The 22189-nt window shown below is 61.3% G+C and carries 17 protein-coding genes; 8 read left to right on the plus strand and 9 right to left on the minus strand.

Annotated features, from left to right (window positions below):
* Positions 1-103: 103 nt before the first annotated feature.
* Together HBO11_RS06240 and gloB are read right to left on the minus strand one after the other, a co-directional pair.
* Positions 104-1516: a lytic transglycosylase domain-containing protein gene (locus HBO11_RS06240; protein WP_169953252.1), complete on the minus strand. Its 1413-nt coding sequence runs from the start codon at positions 1514-1516 to the stop codon at positions 104-106.
* 98 nt (positions 1517-1614) lie between these two features.
* Positions 1615-2382, minus strand: coding sequence for a hydroxyacylglutathione hydrolase (gene gloB / locus HBO11_RS06245; RefSeq protein ID WP_169953254.1), 768 nt, complete (start codon positions 2380-2382; stop codon positions 1615-1617).
* Between the two features lie 65 nt (positions 2383-2447).
* Between gloB and HBO11_RS06250 the strand changes: the two genes are divergently transcribed.
* The gene (locus HBO11_RS06250; protein WP_169953256.1) at positions 2448-3206 is read left to right on the plus strand and encodes a methyltransferase domain-containing protein; all 759 of its coding nucleotides are present in this window, start codon (positions 2448-2450) and stop codon (positions 3204-3206) included.
* 85 nt (positions 3207-3291) lie between these two features.
* Positions 3292-3744: a ribonuclease HI gene (rnhA, locus tag HBO11_RS06255; protein WP_029291380.1), complete on the plus strand. Its 453-nt coding sequence runs from the start codon at positions 3292-3294 to the stop codon at positions 3742-3744.
* 3 nt (positions 3745-3747) lie between these two features.
* On the opposite strand, the gene HBO11_RS06260 is transcribed toward rnhA, so the two are convergent.
* Positions 3748-4689 (minus strand): glycerophosphodiester phosphodiesterase family protein, encoded by a 942-nt coding sequence (locus tag HBO11_RS06260; RefSeq protein WP_169953258.1) that lies wholly within the window; start codon positions 4687-4689, stop codon positions 3748-3750.
* Positions 4690-4708: 19 nt separating this feature from the next.
* Positions 4709-5014: a DUF2388 domain-containing protein gene (locus HBO11_RS06265; protein ID WP_169953260.1), complete on the minus strand. Its 306-nt coding sequence runs from the start codon at positions 5012-5014 to the stop codon at positions 4709-4711.
* Between the two features lie 201 nt (positions 5015-5215).
* Here HBO11_RS06265 and dnaQ point away from each other — a divergent pair, with 201 nt between their 5' ends.
* The 3 genes from dnaQ (at position 5216) to HBO11_RS06280 (ending at position 8973) form a co-directional block, all read left to right on the plus strand.
* Positions 5216-5956: a DNA polymerase III subunit epsilon gene (gene dnaQ, locus HBO11_RS06270; RefSeq protein ID WP_162947798.1), complete on the plus strand. Its 741-nt coding sequence runs from the start codon at positions 5216-5218 to the stop codon at positions 5954-5956.
* Positions 5957-6145: 189 nt separating this feature from the next.
* Positions 6146-8401 (plus strand): Orn/Lys/Arg decarboxylase N-terminal domain-containing protein, encoded by a 2256-nt coding sequence (locus HBO11_RS06275; RefSeq protein ID WP_169953262.1) that lies wholly within the window; start codon positions 6146-6148, stop codon positions 8399-8401.
* 20 nt (positions 8402-8421) lie between these two features.
* Complete coding sequence (locus HBO11_RS06280; RefSeq protein ID WP_169953322.1) at positions 8422-8973, plus strand: GNAT family N-acetyltransferase; 552 nt, start codon at positions 8422-8424, stop codon at positions 8971-8973.
* A gap of 3 nt (positions 8974-8976) precedes the next feature.
* Here the strand turns inward: HBO11_RS06280 and HBO11_RS06285 are convergent, their stop codons facing one another.
* Together HBO11_RS06285 and HBO11_RS06290 are read right to left on the minus strand one after the other, a co-directional pair.
* Complete coding sequence (locus tag HBO11_RS06285) at positions 8977-9867, minus strand: LysR substrate-binding domain-containing protein (protein ID WP_169953263.1); 891 nt, start codon at positions 9865-9867, stop codon at positions 8977-8979.
* Between the two features lie 92 nt (positions 9868-9959).
* On the minus strand, positions 9960-10184 hold the full coding sequence (locus tag HBO11_RS06290) for a hypothetical protein (RefSeq protein ID WP_169953265.1): 225 nt from the start codon (positions 10182-10184) through the stop codon (positions 9960-9962).
* Between the two features lie 215 nt (positions 10185-10399).
* On the opposite strand from HBO11_RS06290, the gene HBO11_RS06295 reads away from it, so the two are divergent.
* Positions 10400-10957: an NAD(P)H-dependent oxidoreductase gene (locus HBO11_RS06295; RefSeq protein ID WP_169953267.1), complete on the plus strand. Its 558-nt coding sequence runs from the start codon at positions 10400-10402 to the stop codon at positions 10955-10957.
* Positions 10958-11079: 122 nt separating this feature from the next.
* On the opposite strand, the gene HBO11_RS06300 is transcribed toward HBO11_RS06295, so the two are convergent.
* Together HBO11_RS06300 and HBO11_RS06305 are read right to left on the minus strand one after the other, a co-directional pair.
* Positions 11080-11574, minus strand: coding sequence for a DUF934 domain-containing protein (locus HBO11_RS06300; protein ID WP_169953269.1), 495 nt, complete (start codon positions 11572-11574; stop codon positions 11080-11082).
* Positions 11558-13216 carry a nitrite/sulfite reductase gene (locus HBO11_RS06305; RefSeq protein WP_169953271.1) on the minus strand — a complete coding sequence of 553 codons (1659 nt, stop codon included), beginning with the start codon at positions 13214-13216 and terminating at the stop codon, positions 11558-11560. The genes HBO11_RS06300 and HBO11_RS06305 overlap by 17 nt, the downstream gene beginning before the upstream one ends.
* Before the next feature lie 452 nt (positions 13217-13668).
* Between HBO11_RS06305 and HBO11_RS06310 the strand changes: the two genes are divergently transcribed.
* The gene (locus tag HBO11_RS06310; protein WP_169953273.1) at positions 13669-14748 is read left to right on the plus strand and encodes an ABC transporter substrate-binding protein; all 1080 of its coding nucleotides are present in this window, start codon (positions 13669-13671) and stop codon (positions 14746-14748) included.
* Between the two features lie 6 nt (positions 14749-14754).
* On the opposite strand, the gene HBO11_RS06315 is transcribed toward HBO11_RS06310, so the two are convergent.
* Complete coding sequence (locus tag HBO11_RS06315; protein ID WP_169953275.1) at positions 14755-14970, minus strand: DUF2970 domain-containing protein; 216 nt, start codon at positions 14968-14970, stop codon at positions 14755-14757.
* 114 nt (positions 14971-15084) lie between these two features.
* On the opposite strand from HBO11_RS06315, the gene HBO11_RS06320 reads away from it, so the two are divergent.
* On the plus strand, positions 15085-22155 hold the full coding sequence (locus tag HBO11_RS06320) for an NEL-type E3 ubiquitin ligase domain-containing protein (RefSeq protein ID WP_169953277.1): 7071 nt from the start codon (positions 15085-15087) through the stop codon (positions 22153-22155).
* Positions 22156-22189: the final 34 nt, after the last annotated feature.

The following is a 22189-nucleotide window of genomic DNA, read 5'->3' on the forward strand; positions in this document are numbered from 1 at the left end:
GGAGCTGGCTTGCCTGCGATGCACGCACCGCGGTGAATCAGTTACACCGCGTCGATGCAAGCGCAGGCCAGCCAGCTCCCGAACAAGCCTGCTTGCGCTTGGTTTATCTTGGTCCGGAAACCACCAGCATCTGCCCCGGCTTCAACGCCTGGCCAGTGCGAGGGTTCCAGCGCTTGAGATGTTGCATCTCGACGTTGAAGCGCTTGGCAACCATGTACAGCGAGTCACCTTTCTTGACCTTGTACTGCACCGGCTTCTTGCCGCCAGCCTTGGCCACCAGCTTGCGGGTGTCCTGCATCACCAGGGTCTGGCCGACTTTCAAGGCCTGGCCATTGAGCTTGTTCCAACGCTGCAGGTCATGCACGTCGACCTTGTTGGCCTTGGCAATCAGCGTCAGGTTGTCGCCGCTCTTGACCTTGTAGCTGCGCGAACGGCCGGCCACGGCCTTGTGCTCGACTTCGTCAAACACTGGCTTTTTCGGGCGCAGGCTCAACAATTCCTCGGGGTTCATCGAGGACAGGCTACTGGCCAGCAATTGCGCCTTGGAAGTGGGCACCAGCAAATGCTGGGGGCCATCCAGGGTGGTGCGTTGCTTGAAGGCCGGGTTGAGCTGGAACAGTTCGTCTTCGTCGATCTCGGCCAGCGCGGCGACCCGGGACAGGTCCATGCTTTGCTTGACTTCAACCATCTCGAAGTACGGCGTGTTGGCAATCGGGTTCAGGTTGACGCCGTAGGCCTCAGGGGCCAGCACCACTTGGGACAGCGCCAGGAACTTGGGCACGTAGTCCTTGGTTTCCTGGGGCAGCGGCAGGTTCCAGTAGTCGGTGGGCAGGCCGAGTTTCTCGTTGCGCTCGATGGCCCGGCTGACCGTGCCTTCACCGGCGTTATAGGCCGCCAGGGCCAGCAGCCAGTCGCCGTTGAACATGTCATGCAGACGCGTCAGATAGTCCAGGGCGGCGGTGGTGGAGGCGGTGATATCGCGGCGGCCATCATAGGCGCGGGTCTGGCGCAGGTTGAAGTAGCGTCCGGTGGAGGGGATGAACTGCCACAGGCCGACCGCATCGCTGCGCGAATAGGCCATTGGGTTGTAGGCACTTTCAATCACTGGCAGCAGCGCCAGCTCCAGGGGCATGTTGCGTTCTTCAAGGCGTTCGACGATGTAGTGAATATAGAGGCTGCCGCGTTCGCCGGCGTTCTCCAGGAACGATGGGTTGCTGGCGAACCACAGGCGCTGTTGCTCGATACGCGGGTTGACGCCGACACCGTCCTGCAATTGAAACCCCTGGCGCATGCGCTCCCAGACATCCTGGGGCACCTGCGGGCTTGGCTTCTCTGAGAGCCACAGGGGTTTTTGCTTGATCTTGGCAGTAAAAACGGGTTTGGGTTGCACGGTGGATTGTGCAGCGAAATGAGTGGTTTGGCAGCCCGCCAGAGTTGCGGAAACGGCCACCGCAATGGCTTGAGCCAGGCGGGTCAATGCGTCTGAATGGTTGGATTTACGAATAGATGACGACATTGGCTGGAAGTTAGTTCCGGGCAAAAATGTCGGGCGATTCTAGAAAGCGCTTTGGTTCCGGTCAACCATTCAGAAATTTCGTATCAGAACCTGTCTGCTTAGAACGTATCTTTCCAAGCCCGCAAGCTAGCAAACACCTCGCTCCCAGGGCGGTTGTCGCGGCCATTCCGCTCGTCCGCTTTTTGTTTAACGGATGTTTCCGCGGTACGTAAAAAAGGGTTAGTCAATTTTTCCAGGGCCAGGGTCGACGGTAAGGTCATCTTGCCGGCTGCCCGCAGTTCGCCGACTTTTGCCACGCGTTCGGCGATATCTGCGTTATTCGGTTCCACGGCCTGAGCAAAGCGCAGGTTACTTTGTGTGTATTCGTGGGTGCAGTACACCAGCGTATCAACTGGCAGGGCGGCCAGGCGTTCCAGGGAGTTGTACATCTGTTCTGGCGTGCCCTCGAACAAACGCCCGCAGCCGGCGGCGAAGAGGGTGTCGCCGCAGAACAGCAAGCCGTGATGATAAAAGGCTATATGTCCCAAGGTATGTCCGGGCACGGCGAACACATCGAGGTCCCAGCCCAGCACCTGGATACGGTCGTTATCGTTGAGCGCGACGTCACGGGCCGGGATCTTTTCGTTGGCCGGGCCATACACCGTGGCGCCCGAGACTTGCTTGAGCTGCTCCACACCGCCGACATGGTCGTGGTGATGGTGGGTCACCAGGATGTCACTGAGGGTCCAGTCTGGATACTGTTTGAGCCACGCCACCACTGGCGCGGCGTCACCGGGATCGACCACCGCGCAGCGATGGCTGCCATGGTCTTGTAACAACCAGATGTAGTTATCGGTGAAGGCGGGCAGGGCACTGATCTGTATCATTCTTCTATTCGCCAAGCTGAACACATTGGTGCATCTTAGAACGTCTTGGCGAGTTGGAGAATGCAATGACTGATAAAGCGTTCGCCCAGGCCGATCCCGAGTGGCTGGCCTTGATCAGCGCAGCCCGTGAGTGGCTGTCCGGGCCGATCGGGCAATTTCTGCTGGAACAAGAGCGGCTTATGCTCGAAGAAGAGCTGGAGCGCTTCTTTGGCGGCTACCTGGTGCACTACGGCCCTTCGGCCCAGAATCCGCCGCCTGCGCCCCAGGTGCAGCGCAATGTACGCCTGGGCGCGCCGTTGCCGGGGGTCGAGATTGTCTGCGAGGAACAGGCCTGGCCCTTGAGCGAGCATGCTGCCGATGTAGTGGTGATGCAGCATGGCCTGGATTTTTGCCTGTCGCCCCATGGCTTGCTGCGTGAAGCGGCGAGCGCCGTGCGCCCGGGCGGCCATTTGTTGATCGTTGGTATCAACCCCTGGAGTTCATGGGGCCTGCGGCACGTCTTCGCCCATGATGCGCTGCGCCAGGCCCGCTGCATCTCGCCCTCGCGGGTCAGTGACTGGTTGAACCTGCTGGGCTTCGCGCTGGAGAAACGCCGCTTCGGGTGCTATCGTCCGCCGCTTGCCTCGCCCAAGTGGCAGGGCCGTTTGGCTGGCTGGGAGCGCCGGGCTGGGGCCTGGCAGTTGTCCGGCGGCGGTTTCTACCTGCTGGTGGCCCGCAAGATCGTGGTCGGGCTGCGGCCGGTGAGCCAGGTACGGCGCGAGCCCATGGGCAAGTTGGTGCCGATGCCCCTGGCCAAGGTCAACCGTCGCTCCAGCGAGCCATAAATCACTTTTCTGGAATTCAGGTCGCAGTGTTCGACCTCGGGAGCTGCCGGTCGATTACCGGCAACCCGCTTTGATGGATAGCGTAATGACCGATAGCGTAGAACTCTTTACCGACGGCGCCTGCAAGGGCAATCCTGGTCCTGGCGGCTGGGGCGCCTTGCTGGTGTGCAAGGGCGTGGAGAAGGAGTTGTGGGGCGGCGAAGCCAACACCACCAATAACCGCATGGAACTGATGGGCGCCATTCGCGGTCTGGAAGAGCTCAAGCGCCGTTGCGATGTATTGCTGGTGACGGACTCGCAATACGTGATGAAAGGCATCAACGAGTGGATGGTCAACTGGAAAAAGCGCGGCTGGAAAACTGCCGCCAAAGAGCCGGTAAAAAACGCCGACCTGTGGCAGTTGCTGGATGAGCAGTGCAACCGCCACAACATCACCTGGAAGTGGGTACGCGGGCATATCGGTCACCCAGGCAACGAGCGGGCCGACCAGTTGGCCAATCGCGGCGTGGATGAAGTGCGCGGTTACAAGCAGAGCTGACCGTCAGTCACACTGCAGCGGCCATTCGAGCTGCTGCTTCACGCCTCGCATCGCGCGGGGCGAATCCACCAGCACCGCATCGATTTTACGGCACGCCGCTGCTCGATAATCATCTTGGGTGTTAATGCCAATCGCCAGGATATGTACCTTGCCCCTGGACTGGAAACAGTCGATGGCAGGCCTTGTCCATAGCTTGGCATTCACCGGTGAGCGTGCTTCCCCAAGGGTGAAGGTTTCCACCAGCTCGACCTTGCGCTGATACTCAAACGCCACCCAACTTCCCGCTTCGGGGGCGGGCTGGCAGTTGTGGGCCAGGGCGACGTTGGCCAAGCGGTCGCGTGTTCGGTCCCTGGATTCGAACAGGCGGGCCTGGGGGTACTGGGCAAACGCGTGTTGGTAGCTGGCGTCCGTGGAGTAGATCAACACCCGGCCCCACGCATGGTTTTGCTCCAGTACCCGGGCCACGGCCCTGGCCTGGGTGTCGGCGGGCAGGGCTTTCATATCGAGGATGATCGGCGTGGTAGCCGGGATTACGGTCAACGCTTGCTGCAATGAAGGCAGCGGCACGGGACGGGTACGGTAGGGGTAGGTCACCTGGCCATTGGCCCCGTCCTGCTTGAATTGCCAGCCGGCATTGAGCTGTTGCAACTGGGCCAGGGTTTTTCCGGCCACGGCGCCGGTGCCGTCGGTATTGGCGCTCAGGTCTGTCGGTCGATACAACACGGGTACCTGGTCCAGGCTCAACTGCACCGTGAGCCATAGCACATCCACGTTATTGGCCAAGGCCTGGTCGATAGCCAGCAAGGTATTTTCCGGGAAGTCCGCCGTGCCCCCGCGATGGGCGACGATCTGCGGCAGTTGACCAGTGGCGGCGGGCGGGGATGCGCAACCTGCCAAAAGAAGGCTGGTGACCAGCAGTACAACGGGATATCGGGTATCAATCATGGGTGTTTGCGTTCATCTATCACAGAATCAGGATCGCACCGGCGAGTTGCTCGTCAGTATCGCGTAAATCCGGCAGGGTGCGGCGAATATGCTGCAATGCCGATTCCAACTGAACGCCGCGTACCTTGCCCTGGCTGGCGACAAACGCTGCCGCATCGTCCTTTGCCGCCAGTACGACCTTGTCATCCTTGAAGCTGCTGCTGGTGCCTTTGGTGGCACTCATCGAGAGGCTGACCAAGGCGTCGGTGGTCATCACAAAGCTGGTGGCCTGGGCAGTGGCGGCGCCGATCAGGCACAGGGCGAGCAGGTGTTTTGGCTTGAGCATGGGCTGGTTTTTACGCATAGAAAGGAGCGGCGCAGGCTAACAAGGGCGGTGCAGGCAAACTGCGCAAGCTTTGCTAAACCTTGTAAAAAACTGTTGGACCAGGGTGCAAGGTGGCTGTCCATGGGGCGCTTGGGTTATAGAGCGTGCTAATATCCCGGCCCTTGAAATACACACACCGTTGAGAGCTGAACCCTGATGGCCATCCGATCCGTTGTACTCGATACCGAAACCACCGGCATGCCGGTGACCGATGGCCACCGGATCATTGAAATCGGCTGTGTCGAACTGATGGGCCGCCGCCTCACCGGTCGGCATTTCCACGTGTACCTGCAACCGGACCGGGAAAGTGACGAAGGCGCCATTGGCGTCCACGGCATCACCAACGAATTCCTGGTGGGCAAGCCGCGCTTTGCGGAAGTCGCCGATGAGTTTTTCGAGTTCATCAATGGCGCGCAGTTGATCATCCATAACGCGGCGTTCGACGTTGGCTTCATCAACAACGAATTCGCCCTGATGGGCCAGACGGATCGGGCCGACATCACCCGTCATTGCTCGATCCTCGACACCCTGATGATGGCCCGTGAGCGCCACCCGGGCCAGCGCAACAGCCTCGATGCCTTGTGCAAACGCTATGGCGTCGACAACTCTGGCCGTGAACTGCACGGCGCGTTGCTCGACTCCGAGATCCTTGCGGACGTCTACCTGACCATGACCGGCGGGCAGACCAGCCTGTCCCTGGCCGGCAACGCCTCCGACGGCAACGGTTCGGCCGAGGGTTCGGGCAACCGGCCTTCGGAAATCCGCCGTCTGCCGGCAGATCGAAAGCCCACCACCATCATCCGTGCCAGCGAGCAGGACATGGCCGAGCACGCGGCACGCCTGGAAGCCATCGCCAAATCGGCGGGTGCGCCAGCCTTGTGGACCCAGTTGACCCAACACTGAGTCGGGCTCATCACGGCCTGAAAGTGTGGGAGCGGGCTTGCCCGCGATGGCGGTGGATCAGTAACGAATGCGCTGACTGTCACACCGCAATCGCGGGCAAGCCCGCTCCCACAAAAACCTTATCTCCATTCGCCACATTCGCTCCCAGCTTCTACCCTGAGTACATCGCCCTCAGGACGCCAAGCCCTCATGTACAAAGACCTGAAGTTCCCGATCCTGATCGTGCACCGCGACATCAAGGCCGACACCGTCGCCGGTGATCGGGTCCGGGGTATCGCCCGGGAGTTGGAGCAAGAGGGTTTCAGCATCTTTTCCGCTGTGGACTATGCCGAAGGCCGGCTGGTGGCGTCGACCCATCATGGCCTGGCGTGCATGCTGATCGCCGCTGAAGGCGCCGGGGAAAATACCCATCTGCTGCAAAATATGGTGGAGCTGATCCGACTGGCACGCCTGCGCGCGCCCAACCTGCCGATCTTTGCCCTGGGCGAGCAAGTCACCCTGGAAAATGCCCCGGCCGATGCCATGAGCGAGCTCAACCAACTGCGCGGCATTCTCTACCTGTTCGAGGACACGGTGCCGTTCCTTGCCCGGCAGGTGGCCCGGGCGGCGCGCACTTACCTCGATGGCCTGTTGCCGCCATTCTTCAAGGCCCTGGTGCAACACACAGCCGACTCCAATTACTCCTGGCATACCCCCGGCCACGGTGGCGGCGTGGCCTATCGCAAAAGCCCGGTGGGGCAGGCGTTTCATCAGTTCTTTGGGGAAAATACCCTGCGTTCGGACCTGTCGGTGTCAGTGCCGGAACTGGGCTCCCTGCTGGATCACACCGGGCCCCTGGCCGAAGCCGAAGCCCGCGCGGCGCGCAACTTTGGCGCCGACCACACATTCTTTGTGATCAACGGCACCTCCACCGCCAACAAGATCGTCTGGCACTCCATGGTCGGGCGCGATGACCTGGTGCTGGTGGACCGCAATTGCCATAAGTCGGTGCTGCATTCGATCATCATGACCGGCGCGATCCCCCTGTTCTTGTGCCCGGAGCGCAATGAACTGGGGATTATCGGTCCGATCCCGCTGACCGAGTTCAGCCGCGAATCGATTCGCGCAAAGATCGAGGCCAGCCCCTTGACCCGCGGTCGCGAGCCCAAGGTCAAGCTGGCGGTGGTGACCAACTCGACCTACGACGGCCTGTGTTACAACGCCGAGCTGATCAAGCAGCAATTGGGCAACAGCGTCGAAGTCCTGCACTTTGACGAGGCCTGGTACGCCTACGCGGCCTTTCACGAGTTTTTCGCCGGGCGCTATGGCATGGGTACCTCGCGCACGCCCGACAGCCCGCTGGTGTTCACCACGCACTCGACCCACAAGTTGCTGGCGGCGTTCAGCCAGGCGTCGATGATCCATGTGCAGGACGGCGGGGCGCGGCAATTGGATCGTGATCGTTTCAATGAGGCGTTCATGATGCACATCTCTACCTCGCCGCAGTACAGCATCATCGCCTCGCTGGATGTGGCGTCGGCCATGATGGAAGGGCCCGCCGGGCGTTCGCTGCTTCAGGAAATGTTCGATGAGGCCCTGAGCTTTCGCCGGGCCCTGGCCAATTTGCGCCAGCACATCGCCGCCGATGATTGGTGGTTTTCCATCTGGCAACCGCCCTCGGTGGCCGGTATCGACCGGGTCGCGACCGCTGACTGGTTGTTGCAGCCGGAGGCCGACTGGCATGGCTTTGGGGATATCGCCGAAGACTATGTGTTGCTCGACCCGATCAAGGTCACCCTGGTCATGCCCGGCTTGACGGCGGGTGGCGCCTTGAGTGACTGCGGCATTCCGGCAGCGGTAGTCAGTAAATTCCTCTGGGAGCGTGGCCTGGTGGTGGAAAAAACCGGGTTGTATTCGTTCCTGGTGTTGTTCTCCATGGGCATTACCAAAGGCAAGTGGAGTACCCTGCTCACCGAACTGCTGGAGTTCAAGCGCAGCTACGACGCCAATATCAGCCTGGCCAGTTGCCTGCCATCGGTGTTCCAGCAAGGCCCGGCACGCTATCAGGGCATGGGCTTGCAGGATTTGTGCGACCAATTGCACGGCTGCTATCGCAGCAACGCCACGGCCAAGCACCTCAAGCGCATGTACACGGTGTTACCGGAAATCGCCATGAAGCCGGCCGATGCCTATGACCAGTTGGTGCGCGGTGAAGTCGAGGCCGTGTCCATCGATGCCTTGCCAGGGCGTATCGCAGCCGTGATGCTGGTGCCTTATCCGCCAGGCATTCCGCTGATCATGCCGGGGGAGCGCTTTACCGAGTCGACGCGATCGATCATTGACTACCTGGCCTTTGCCCGGGAGTTCGATAGCAGTTTCCCAGGGTTTGTCGCCGATGTGCATGGCTTACAACACGAAGACGACGGCAACGGTCGTTGTTACACCGTCGATTGCATCAAGTGTTAAGGATGGTTATGCAAGCTGTAATGAATCCGAAGTACCCGGGGCTCAGTGTACGAGTCGCCGACGAGGGATTTGACGCCTACGTATGGGGCAATGATTTCAGCTTCGAGGTGTGCGTGTATGGCACGCCCGAACTGGGCAAGCCTGTCGATCAGTGGGCGGTGGAGCAGATTTTGCCGTACCGCAAATGCTACGGCATCGACCCCGAGGAGTTCGCCAGCTACCGCAATGCCAGCGACAGCGCGGTATTCATGGCGTACCTGGATGATCGACCGGTGGGCCATATCGTCGTCAGTACCAATTGGAACGGTTATGCCCATGTCGATGAGTTGGCGGTGGTGCTCCCAGCCCGCCGGCATGGCGTGGCCAAGGCCCTGCTTGATGTGGCGCAGTTCTGGAGCCGCAAGAAAAACCTGCCGGGGATGATGCTGGAGACCCAGAACAATAACCTGGGAGCGTGCCGATTGTATGAACGCAGCGGCTACGTCATGGGCGGTATCGACCACCTGCGTTATCGCGGGATTGATCCACAGACGCGGGAAGTGGCGATTTTCTGGTATCGCTTGTTCAGCTGACACTCAAGACAGCAGGTCTTGGGCCTTCTGCGTGACAATCTCCAGCAATGCATTCAGCGCCGGGCTCGGGCTGCTGTCCCTGACCGTCAACCCATACAGGCTCACCAGGATCGGCGGTGACAGCGGGCAGGTATCCAGCCCCGCCTCCCGCGCGCCGCTGGCAGTGAACGGATCGACCACCGCCAGCCCTTCGCCGGCCTCGACCATGCTGCGCATCATCTGGTAGGTCTGCACCCGTGTCTGGATCACTGGCAACGGCCGCAGCGCTTGCAACTTACTGTCCAGCAACTGGCTCAGCGGGTCCTGGCCCTCCAGGCCGATCATCGACTGGCCGGCCAGTTCTTGCAGGGCGATGTATTTCTGCCGTGGCTTGAGCCAGCCATGGGGCGCCAGCAGTTGCAGCTTGCCTTGGGCCAGCACGGTGCTGGTGATTTGCGGGTGTTCGGGGTCATGCAGGCTCAGGCCCAGGTCGGCCTCATGCAGCAACAGGCTCTTGACGATGTCACGGGTCGGTTGGCTGGAAAGGTTGCAGGGCGTGTCCTGGAAACGGCGGCGCAACAACGCGATGCTTTGCGGCAGCAGTTGGTTGGCCAAGGGCGGCGTACACAGCGTGCGCAACGGCGGGGCGTGATGGTGCTTGAGGCTGCTGGCCAGGCGCTGGATCGGTTCCAGGGCCTCGTAGAGGTGGGCGATCTGTGCCTGCATGGCCAGGGTTTCACGGGTGGCCTGCAACCGTCCGCGGACGCTGGCGAACAGCATGAAGCCCAGTTGCTGTTCAGCGTCCTTGAGGGTGGCGTCCACATCGGACACAGCCAATTGCAACCATTCGGCGGCGGTGCCGAGGTGTCCGGTCTGCAAAATGGCTTGAATCACTTCGATATGACGTAAACGCATGCATGAAGTCCATGTTCAGCAGGTAAGGGATTCACCGGGTGAATCCTAACCCAACTCCGTTCATATGACTTCTGCCTGGAGGCACAGCCTGATCAAACAGGCGTGTTTTCGGGTTCGCGGGTCAGGGAGATCTGCGACTGAACCAGGACGAAGGTGTTGTCATCAACTTTGGTGACCCGGTCACCAATCGCCAGTTTGTAGGAGATTACAGGTTCTGAACCACCGTCCGACGGAGTGGAGTCCTGGAATTCATGCACGGAATAAACGCGGCCTTCCGCGTCACGAGCATGGAATTGTCCGACAAGTACTGCTGCCATCTGTTTAGAACCTCTGGAGAAAACACCGATTTGCGGTTCTGTAGACCGTCTTTAACGCGGGTAGTTTACCTACATAGAAAAAATACTATTCGTTGATATTCCGCTTATTTTTCCTACAAACAAAAACATCCGCCGATTGGCTACTACCTGCTGGTGATCGCCCGGCGAAGGCTCTATAACTACAAATTCCCTTAGTCAGATGTCAGGAAGGCCCCATGAGCAAGGTCTACACGATTGCCGTACTGGTCGGCAGCTTGAGAAAAGAGTCGATCAACCGCAAGGTCGCCCAGGCATTGGCGCAGTTGGCGCCGGCCAACCTCAAGCTCAGCATCGTCGAACTTGGCGAATTGCCGCTCTACAACGAAGACCTTGATAGCGCAACGCCGCCTGCGGCCTACACCACGTTCCGCCAGCAGGTGGCGGCGGCCGATGGGGTGCTGTTCGTCACTCCTGAATACAACCGTTCGGTGCCGGCGGCCTTGAAAAATGCCATTGATGTAGGCTCGCGCCCATACGGCAAGAGCGTCTGGAGCGGCAAGCCAGGTGCGGTCATCAGCGTTTCGCCGGGGGCGATTGGTGGCTTTGGTGCCAACCATCATTTGCGCCAGTCCCTGGTGTTTCTGGATGTGCCGTGCATGCAGCAGCCGGAAGCCTACCTGGGTGGCGCGGGCAGTGCGTTTGATGAGTCGGGCAAGCTGTCGGAGAAAACCCAGCCGTTCCTGCAGGCGTTCATCGATGCCTACGGTCGCTGGGTCGCCAAGCAGAAGGGCTGAGCAGATCTGCCCGTTGCCTGCTAGGCCGGTTTCGCCCTCGCGCCCAGGGCCCTTGCGCCGCGCATAAAAAAGCCCCGAAACCTGCGAGCCAGGTTTCGGGGCTTTTTGTTTCGCATCAGGGTCTAGCGACGACGGAATAGCGGCAACGGTTCATCCGTAGCCGCCTGGTACGTCACCGAGAAGTCCTTGAGGCTTTCCAGCGCTTCATACGGGTCTTTGTCGGCGCGCAAGGCGTAGGCGTCAAACCCGCAGCGGTGCAGGTAGAACAGCTGGTCGCGCAGCACATCGCCAATCGCCCGCAGTTCGCCCTTGTAGCCATAACGGTCACGCAGCAGGCGCGCGTTGGAGTAGTTGCGCCCGTCGGTGAAGGCCGGGAAGTTCAGGGCGATGACCTGGAAGTGTTCCACGTCGGCGCCAATCTCTTCGGCTTCTTCATCGGCGTCCAGCCACACGCCCAGGCCACCATCACGGGCCTTGAGGGCGTGTCCGTGTTCACGCCACAAGGCCAGCGGCACGATCAGGTCGTCACAGTTGGAGATGCCATCGAACGACGCATCCTTGGGCAGCAGGTGCCAGGTTTCGTCGACGACTTGGTTGTTCTTAATGATTCGCTGCATAGACGCGCTCCTTGAACAGGTCAATGCCGATGCGCTGGTAGGTGTCGATGAAGCGCTCATCTTCGGTGCGCTGCTCGACGTAGACGTCGATCAGCTTGCCGATCACCTCGGGCATGGCTTCCTGGGCGAAGGATGGGCCGAGGATCTTACCCAGGCTCGCATCGCGGCTGGCGCTGCCACCCAGGGACACTTGGTAGAATTCTTCGCCTTTCTTGTCCACCCCGAGGATGCCGATGTGGCCGACGTGGTGGTGGCCACAGGCGTTCATGCAGCCGGAGATGTTCAAGTCCAGCTCGCCAATGTCGAACAGGTAGTCCAGGTCGTCGAAACGGCGCTGGATCGATTCGGCAATGGGAATTGACTTGGCGTTGGCCAGGGAGCAGAAGTCGCCACCCGGGCAGCAGATGATATCGGTCAGCAGGCCGATGTTCGGCGTGGCGAAACCACCTTCGCGCAGCTCGCCCCATAGGGTGAACAATTGGCTCTGTTCAACGTCCGCAAGGATGATGTTCTGCTCGTGGGAGGTGCGCAGTTGGCCAAAGCTGTAGCGGTCGGCCAGGTCGGCAACGGCGTCCAGTTGCTTGTCGGTGATATCGCCAGGCGCTACCCCGGTCGGTTTGAGCGACAGGGTCACTGCGACATACCCCGGCTGCTTGTGCGCCAGGGTGTTGCGCGTGCGCCAGCGGGCAAAGCCTGGGTGCTGCTGGTCGAGCGCCGCCAGTTCGGCAGCCTGGTTGCCCAGGGCCTTGTAGTGCGGATCGACGAAGTGCTTGGCCACCCGATGCACTTCGGCGTCGGTCAGAGTGGTCTGGCCGCCGCGCAGGTGCTCCATCTCGGCGTCGACCTTCTGGGCAAACACCTCGGGGGTGAGGGCCTTGACCAGGATCTTGATGCGCGCCTTGTACTTGTTGTCACGGCGGCCATAGCGGTTGTACACACGCAGGATGGCGTCGAGGTAGCTCAACAGGTCTTGCCAAGGCAAAAATTCATTGATGAACGCGCCGACCACCGGGGTACGCCCCAGGCCGCCGCCCACCAGGACGCGGAAGCCCAGTTCGCCTGCGGCGTTGTACACCGGCTCCAGGCCGATGTCGTGGACTTCGATCGCGGCGCGGTCAGACGTCGAACCATTGATGGCGATCTTGAATTTACGCGGCAGGTAGGCAAATTCCGGGTGGAACGTGGTCCACTGACGAACAATCTCGCACCAGGGGCGCGGGTCGATCACTTCATCGGCGGCCACGCCAGCGAACTGGTCGGTGGTCACGTTGCGCAGGCAGTTACCGCTGGTCTGAATGGCGTGCATCTGCACGGTGGCCAGTTCAGCCAGGATGTCCGGCACGTCTTCCAGGGCCGGCCAGTTGAACTGCACGTTCTGGCGGGTGCTGATATGGGCGTAGCCCTTGTCGAAGTCACGGGCGATCTTGGCCATCATGCGCGTCTGGCGCGAAGTCAGTTGGCCGTAAGGCACGGCCACCCGCAGCATCGGCGCAAAGCGCTGAACGTAAAGGCCATTTTGCAGGCGCAGAGGGCGGAACTCTTCTTCGCTCAGTTCACCTGCCAGATAGCGTCGGGTCTGATCACGGAACTGCTTGACGCGGTCCTCGATGATGCGCTGATCGTATTCGTCGTATACGTACATATAGGTCCTGTTCTCGGCAAATCTGCGCGCACGGCCGCGCACTCCCAACGGAGCCGGCGCACGATACCAGCTTGCGTTTATGCGCAAAAGTGATGTTTTAGTATATGCAAAGAACCAAATCGACTAATGAGAACGGTTATCGCGATACCCACATTTGTCATGCGGGCAATCATCGACTTTACTGTGGACGAGTCTTAATGCAATCAGCCATAAAACCGACAAGAGGCGATGCGATGAGCAATCCAACCAAAGCCCGTAAACCCGACAGTACCGTGGACGCCTGGGCGATTCTGTTCCTGATTATCCTGGTGGTTTCCACCGCCGTGTTCTGGGTCAGCCATCAGTAAAGGGAACTGATCGCCACCAAACTGTCCGATCTGCCGTTAAATAGCCAAGATCAAAAGGCTTATTGCCACTATTATGATCTGTCAATTTCCGGGGTTCGGGCAGTAATGTTGAAGGTTCTCTGCGGGTGCTTGTGGTGGGTGGGGATGGCGTTCGGGACGATGGCCCATGCAACGTCGGTGGTGTTTCTCAACCCAGGTCTGTCTACTGAAACCTTCTGGATCAGCTATGCGCAATTCATGCAGGCCGCGGCCAAGGACCTCGGCCTGGATTTACGCGTGCGTTATTCCGAGCGTGATCCGCAAAACACCTTGCTGCAGGCCCGCGAAGCATTGCAGGGCCCGCAGCGCCCGGATTACCTGGTGCTGGTCAACGAGCAGTACATCGCCCCGCAGATCCTGCGCATGGCCCAGGGTAGCCAGGTCAAGCTACTGTTGGTCAATAACGCCCTGACCCCGAACCAGATGCAACTGCTGGACGCCGGGAAGTACCCGAACTGGATGGGCAGCCTCACGACCAACGACGAGGAGGGCGGGTACCTGATGCTCAAGGAGCTGCTGCGTCAACATGGCCGTGTGCCGTCCGGTGGCACCCTTGAGTTGCTGGCGTTTTCCGGCGCCAAGTACACACCGACCTCTCAGGCGCGCGAGCAGGGCTTGCAGCGGGCCTTGCGCGAACATCCCGAAGTGCATCTGCGCCAGTTGGTGTATGGCGAATGGAGCCGCCAGCGCGCATTCGAGCAGGCGACCCAGATGTTCAAGCGCTACCCCCGGGCTACCCTGGTCTGGTCGGCCAATGATGAAATGGCCCTCGGCGCCATGCAGGCCTTGAATGGCAGTGGCCGTGCACCCGGCAAGGACGTGTTGTTCAGCGCGATCAACAGCTCTCCCGATGTCCTCCAGGCGCGGCTGCAAGGGCGGATCAGTGCGCTGGTGGCCGGGCACTTTACGGTCGGTGGCTGGGCCATGGTGCTGCTGCACGACGATGCCGTGGGCGTGGACATCCAAAGCCATGGCGGGCGCGAGCGCCAGGTGAAACTGTTCCAACTGATTGACGGGCCACAGGCCCAGCGCTTGCTGGACCTGCGTAACCACGAGGGCGACGGTGTGGATTTTCGTGCACTGTCGGCCCAGGGCAAGCCTGCGGCCTACCAATACCCCTTCAGCATGCAGTTGCTGTTGAAGTGACCGGGCCTAGACCCCGGCCAGATGCAGCACCAGCTTGACGATGGCAAAGAGCGCCAGGGCAAATACGGCGGTAAACAAAATGCCCAGCACGACAAAATGGCTGGGCTTGCCATGGGTAAAATCCCGCGCGCGGTTCTTCCCGCTCTGCACGCCAAATGCAGCAGCCATCACGCTATGAAGCATCTGCCAGAAGGTCGGCGGTTTGTTGTTCGGGTCGTCCATGAGTCCTCCTGCGAGGTCTGGGGGGAGTTGCTGCTCCCAACAGGATAGACGTAGTTACCGCGATTGGCCGTGACCCCCATGGTGTGCTGGGCCTCCTTTTCCCGGAGCCGCATCATGACCGACTTGCCCCCATTGCCGGCAACGCCCAGCATCCATCGCCCGTTATTGATCAGCGCCACGCCGCAATGGTTGATCGATAGCACAACCTCACGCCGCATGGCCCTCAAGCACAACCACAGCCCGCTGCCGCCAGCCTATTGGCATGCGACACCCGAGCAGCGCGAGCTATTGCACGACTGTTTTATCGCAAGTTTTACCGCCCAGACGGCTCTGGACCAAAGCCTGTCTGCCTTGCAGGACATCGACACGTTTGCCAGGCCGCTGCTGCTCCAGGCGCTCAAGGAGCAGTACGACGTTACCTTGGCCCCCCACGTCGCCACTTGGCTGAGCCTGCGAAAGGCCCTGCACATCACCGATCTGAACCTTGAAGCGCGAACCTACGACTTTTTGCAGCTGGAGCTGCTGCAGGCAGCGCTGCACAACTTCGAAGAGTCCGAGTCCGCAGAGGGGGCCTTTCATTCATCGTCGGGTTTTCGCTGGCAGGTGTCATCGCCTGGCGCCGCCGTCGCCCCGTTGCTGCCGGTCCGATTGGGGAGCCTCACGGTCTATCAGTTCATAGGGCTGTGCCGCCGCCTTGATCTGGGCGGGCAGTACCAGGCCTACCTCGCGGACTTTTTTTCCACCCACGAAACCACCCTGCGCCAACAATTCATTGCCAGCCAAAAGGCCGCGATGCGGGCGGCGGCCGAGTTGGCCCTGTTGCACGAGGACATTACCCAAGACGATTACCGCATGGTGCTATCGGTGATCGCCGGCGAACGCGCGCCGCAGATGGGGGGGCAACCGGTATGGCTCTGCGACCTGGGCTTGATGAAGTTGCGCATGACCGGTTGCGTGCTGTTTCTGGCCTTCGATGATGAGCATGTCGATTCGCCAATCCTGTATATCCCTCAGGACCCATACCAGCCTCTTAAGCGCTATAGCGATCATGCGCAACTGCTGGCGACCTTGAAGCAACGCTTCAGCACGCCAGGCTCAGCCTCGACCCGTGTGGAGCGCCCCACGGCCTATCAGGCTTTTTTCAGTCAGTTCGTCGATTATGCCGAGCGCCCGCATTACTTCAGTCAGTTCACCGAGGATGCGCCAGAAGCCACCCTGCGCGAGAAAATCGGCACGAACTTCCCCGGCATCGGCCAGTTCTATGAACTGCTCAGCCAGGTAACCCCGTTCAAACTGAAGAATTTTCCGCCCTTGCCCCTGGCCCCGCAGGTGCCCAACCCGGACCCCTATTTGGCGCCCGTGGCGCTGGCTTTCAAAAACCAGGTATTTGGTAGCGACAAAGTGGACCTGTGGACCTACCTGTATGAGCGGCACCAGGACAAGTGCCTCGCCGATGCCGCCGGCCATGCCGTGCCCACCGCAGATGTCGACGCCGGGGTGCGAACGCGCAAACTGGCCATGCTGCTCAACATCGGGATGTTCGGCTTGAGTGCGCTGGTGGGGTTTGTGCCAGTGCTAGGGGAGCTGATGATGGCCGTGATGGCTGAGCAGTTGTTGAAAGAGGTGTTCGAGGCTTCGCAGCTGTGGGCCGAGGGCGATCGCAGGGCGGCCAGGGCGCACTTGATCGACCTGGCGCAAAACCTTGCGTTGCTTGGCGTGACTGCGGTGGGCGGAAAGGCCCTGAGCGCGTTGAGGCATGAGCCGGTTATCGAAGGCCTGGTCCCGGTGAAGCTACCGGATGGCCGGGTCCGCTTATGGAAACCCGACCTGGGCGCGTACCCAAGTGAAGCCGCCCTGGCACCTGGCAGTCAGGCCAATGCCCTGGGGCAGTACGAGGTCGATGGCAAACTCCATGTGCAGATCGATAACGTGCTCTACGAAAAGACCTTTGACCCGCAGCTCAAGCAATGGCGGATAAAACACCCGCGCGATCCGCTGGCGTACCAGCCGCTCCTCGAACACAACGGGGCCGGGGCGTGGCGGCATAGCCATGAGCGCCCCCTGACCTGGGACCGCCTGACCCTGCTGCGGCGATTGGGGCCGATTACCGAGGGTTTCTCGGATGAAACCTTGAGGGTGGTTGGCAACGTCAGCGGTGTGCACGACGATCTGCTGCGCAAAGTGCATCTGGACGGTTTGCCGGTGCCCGCCGTGCTGGCCGATACCCTGGAGCGGTTCAGGGCCGACCAGGACGTTGGCGAATTGATCGAGCGCCTGCGCCGCGGCACCGGCCTGCAGGACCGCCATGAGTATGCGTTGCCCCTCACCGTGGAAATGCCCGGCTGGCCTCCCGGGCGGGTGCTGGAGGTATTTGAGGCAGTCGCCATCGTTGAGCGCAGCCAGCCGGTATCGACCAGGCTGGGCGAGGAGCAGGCCTGGCGCCTGTTGGGCACGCCACAGCGTGGTGACCCACTTGGGGTGCCCGTGACTGATGAGTGGGAAGGCGCGCGCCTGGAGCCGACAGGGCGCTCGGTTTGCTATGGCAGCCCGTTGTCGTTGGACGATAGTCGTCCGACCCTGAAAATCAGCCGCGCCGATGTGCAGCAAGGCAGGCTCGCCCAGGTGGTTCTGAGCGGCCTTGACGAGCAGGAAATCACCGCTTTGCTGGGCAGCGGCAAGCCGAGGGAACAAGCCTTCAATGAGCGCCTGGCGGACTATGCCCTGCAACGGCAGACGGCGCTGTTCGACGCCCGGCTACAGGGGAATGGCGCGCCCATGAGCGACAGCAGGCCACTGCAGCGACGGTTTCCCGCGCTGTCCAGGCGTGCTCTCGATGAGTTGCTCAACCGCGCCAGCCCACAGGAACTCAGGCGCCTGCAAGACAGTGGGCATGTCAGCGCGCGGCTCGACCACCAGGCTCGTATCAGTTTGCAGCAGGCGCGCTTGAGCCGGGCGCTCAGCGGCCTGCACCGTGACCGGCTGGCCAATGCCGACAGTGACCGACTCGCCTTGCAGGGCCTCGCGCGCCTGCCCGGATGGCCCCCAGGTGTGCGCCTTGAGATGCGTTTGGAGGGCATTCACGGTCCTTTACTGGACAGCATTGGCCCGGAGCACGCTGTTGTGCGCCGATACCTGGTCAGCAGCGGCGAGGGCTTCCAGGCCTTTGATGCAGGCGGCCGCGCACTCAATAGCGCGCCTGCCCATGGACGCAATCTTTTCCAGTCGATCATCGACGCGTTGCCCGATGAGGCGTGCAGGTCGTTGGGGCTGACCGGCCAGGCCGCAGATTTGCAGCAGGTGCTGGCGACCTATGCCAGTGGGCAGCGCGAGCTCATCGCCCGGGAGATGCTCAAGCTGCGCACGCCGCGCTCTAGGCCTGCTTGGCGCCTGTCGAGCGGGCGCCTGGGGTATGAACTGTCGGGAAGGGGCGGGCTGTTCGCCATGGACGACGCGTTGATCGCCCATGCCCGTAGCGTGTATCCGAATATCAGCGAGTCCCAGGCTCAGGCGCTGATAGCTGCGCGCCGACGCGACGGCGAGAGCAATGCGCAAATCTGGCGGTTGTTTGCCAACCGCCAGCGCGAATTGACGGCCTTGCGCGCGACCCTTGAGCAATGGGCGGGGGCATATGAGAGTCGCCAGCGCACGGTTGACGACCTCATCGATTGCTGGCGCCAGGGCTTTGATCGGGACAGTCCGGCCGATAGCACCCTAAGTCTACGAGGGGAGCAGGCGCTGCCCGAGTGGCACGCCGACTTTTCCCATGTCCGCACCCTGAACCTCACCGGGAGCAGATTTCTTGCCCAGGAATCCAGCCGCTTACTGCGGCCGTTTCCCAACGTGCGGCATTTGCAACTGGATGTGCGTCCCGAGCACCTCGACGCGCTGACAGAGCATTTGGCGAGTGCTCCCAGCATCACCCAACTGTCGCTTAGCGGCCCGTCGCTCACTTATTCAGCACAAGTGCTGCGCCCGCTTGAACGCATGCCTGAACTGCGCCAGTTATCCCTGGCCGGCAACCTGCAAACCCTGGATGTCCGCGGGTTGAGCGCGTTGCGCCGTTTAACCGTGTCCGGGCTCTTGGAAACCTGGCCGCAAGGCTGTCTGGAACTTGAGCACATGGAGTTTCTGGATGTGGCCCAGACTCCGTTGCGCTCCTTGCCTGCGCCACTGTTTACCGGGCATCAACGCTTGTGGCGCGGCCTGCATATGAACTGGTCGGCCTTTGAACCTGAGGAGTTCATGCGGGTATATGCGTACCTGCATGACAACCCGGCCCATCTGGTCGAAGAGCTGCGGCTGGTCCAGGCCTACTGCGAAGGCGCCCTGGGCAGCCTGCAGTCCGGTGGCCCGGGTTTTGTCGAGCGTGTCTTGGCCAGTTTCAAAACGCGCGGGCTGACTTCCCGCCAGCGTCTGGAGAGCGTCAACAGTGTGCGCGAAGAACACCGCCAGTTGGTCGATGACCTTGAGCAATGGTCTGATCGCGATTCAAACATTGGCAGGGTTGAGGTCGAGCGGCAGGTGGCGTCGCAAAAACTCCTTGATTGCTGGCTCGAAGGCCTGGAGCCGCGCATTGTTGGCGAGGGCCAGGCGCCTGCTGGTGCCGCGATGCTGGACCTGTCAGGCGCCAACCTGATTGATTTGCCTAAGTTGCCCGCCGTGGGGTTTACCCATGTGCGCAGCCTGAACCTGAGTGACATAGGCGTGTCGCTGGAAGGCATCAATACCTGGCTTGGCCACTTCCCCCAACTCGACAGTCTGGGCCTGGCCCGCAACAATCTGACCGATCTGCCCTCGGCGCTGGGCCAATGCCCTTCATTGCGCCATCTGGACCTGTCCCATAACTGGCTGGTCATTACGGCCCCGATCCAGGCGGGGTTGAACCGGTTGACCGGCCTGGTATCGCTGCGACTGCCCTACAACCCCATCAGCCGCCTGGACGTGAGTGCGCTGCGCGAACTGCGCACCCTCGACCTGAGCCATAGCGCGCTCAGCGAGTGGCCCGAGGGTGTGCTTGCACTGCCGTTGCGCAGCCTGGACTTGAGCCACAGCGCTGTGACCTCGATCCCCGAGGCGGCGCTGCAAGGGCATGACTTCCTGCTGTCCAATACCGACTTGCGCGGCTGTCGCTTGAGTGCGACGGCCCGCGCAGAAGCCCGGGTGTTTGCGCGACGCTACGCCCGCGAGAATCCGGCCGCCCCGCTGGAAAGCCCCCTGGGCATCCCCCGCGAGCTTCTGGCCCAGGGTATGACCGGGGGCGAGCCGGAGTATTTTTCCGAGGATGCGTTGCGCCGCCCCGATTTGCTGGCTGCGCTGCCGCCCACAACCGCCGAGCTGCTGCCCGCGGCGCGCCTGCAACGCCTGGACCCGGCACTGGACGCCACGCAAGCAGCGGCATATATCGAAGAGTTACGCGCCGACGGCCTGGAAACGATGCAGATCCACGAGCGCCTGGCGCAATGGGAAGCGCAGTATGCGCAATGGGTGCCGCTGCTCAATGAATGGATTGATGTGCATGGGTACCTGGACGGCGGCTGGATCAGCGCGTTGGACCGGCGGCGTGCAGCGGATCGGCTGCTGGAGAGCTGGCGCTACAGCCTGCGCGCCGGGTCTGTGGGGCCGGGAGTGAATGGGGTGGAACGCCTGGATCTTTCCGGGCTGTCTATCGGCGATTTGCCGACGTTGCCTCAATATTTCGCCCACGTCAGCGAGCTGAACCTGAACCGCGTGCGACTCACGGCCGAGGGCTCCAACGGCTTCCTGCGCGCCTTCAGCCATGTGCGCAGCTTGACGCTCAGCAACAATGGCTTGCGCGCGTTGCCCGAGGCACTCAGTGAGTTCCGCGCTCTGCGTCGGCTGGACCTGGGCCGCAATGAACTGCAGAACGCGGCGCAGCTGCAGGCCAATCTGGCGCAGATGCCCGAGCTCGAATGGCTGGACCTGGGTGACAATATTCTCAGTGAGCTGGACGTAAGCGGCCTGCTGCGGCTCGACAGCCTGTACCTGCAACGCAACTTGCTGGACGACTGGCCGATGACAGTGCTCGAGTTGCCACGCCTGCGCACCCTGGACCTGGGTGACAACTGGATCGAGACCCTGCCGGATGAGGCGTTCGAGCCGCAACGTAATTTGTTGATGGCGGGGACCAACCTATCGGGCAACCGCCTGGACCAGCCAAGCTGTGAACGCTTGCAGGAGTATCTGGCCCAGACCGGCAACGGCCTGGGGTTTTCCACCGAGCAGCTTGAAGTCATGCTTCTGGAGTATTGGGAGCGCGACGAACAAGAGGCTTTTGACTCACCTGACTACTCGCTGAACCACCCGGATATCGAAACGGCCCCGGTGCAAAAGGCCCAATGGTTTACTGACGTGCCAGCACACTCGTCAAAACACCGGATCTGGGACGAACTCAGGGCCCAGGAAGGCAGCGTCGATTTTTTCTTCACCCTCTCGCAACTGCGCAATACCGAGGACTTCCTGGAGGCGCGTGCCGAACTGACACAGCGCGTGTGGAAGGTACTGGAAGCCATCAGCCAAAACCCGGCCATGCGCCGCGACCTGTTTGCCCGGGCGACGGCGATGATGCCGGACGTCACCTGCGGCGATGGGCGGATCCTGATGTTCAATGCCCTGGAAACCCGGGTCCTGGAGTTTGATGCGCTAAAAATCGCCGAGCGTGGGCAGGACGGTGCCACGCTGCTGAAATTCGCCCGTAGCATGCTCCGCCTGGAGGCCGTGGAAGGCATCGCCAAGGCTACTGTCGAGAGCCGTCCGGATATCGACCCGGCAGAGATCCGCCTGGCGTTGCGCATTGGGCTGGCGGCGCGCCTGGAACTGCCCCGGCAACCCGCCGGCATGCTGTACAGCGAATTGTCGCAGGTGACGCCGGCCGACCTGGATCGAGCCTATGGGACGATTGTGCAAGGCGAAAGCGCAGTGGGCTATGAAGAAAGGCTGGTGGGCCTTGAGTATTGGCGTAACTATCTGAAGAAAAAATACGCCACGAACTTCGCAGCCCTGGCCCGCGAGCTGGAGCACAAGACCGACGCGCTGGATGCGCGCTACCCTGACAATGGTGCGGATTACCTGCGCGACTATGCCGTGCTGGGCACCTGGATCAAGGAGCAGCGCGCGGCGCTGGCGATCCGCCTTACCCAGCAGGAGCGCGCAGCACTCAACCTATAAGCACAGCCGCATGTCGCTCTACTGCAGGTGCGAA

The sequence above is a fragment of the Pseudomonas sp. WS 5010 genome (assembly GCF_012985565.1).
GTDB lineage: Bacteria > Pseudomonadota > Gammaproteobacteria > Pseudomonadales > Pseudomonadaceae > Aquipseudomonas.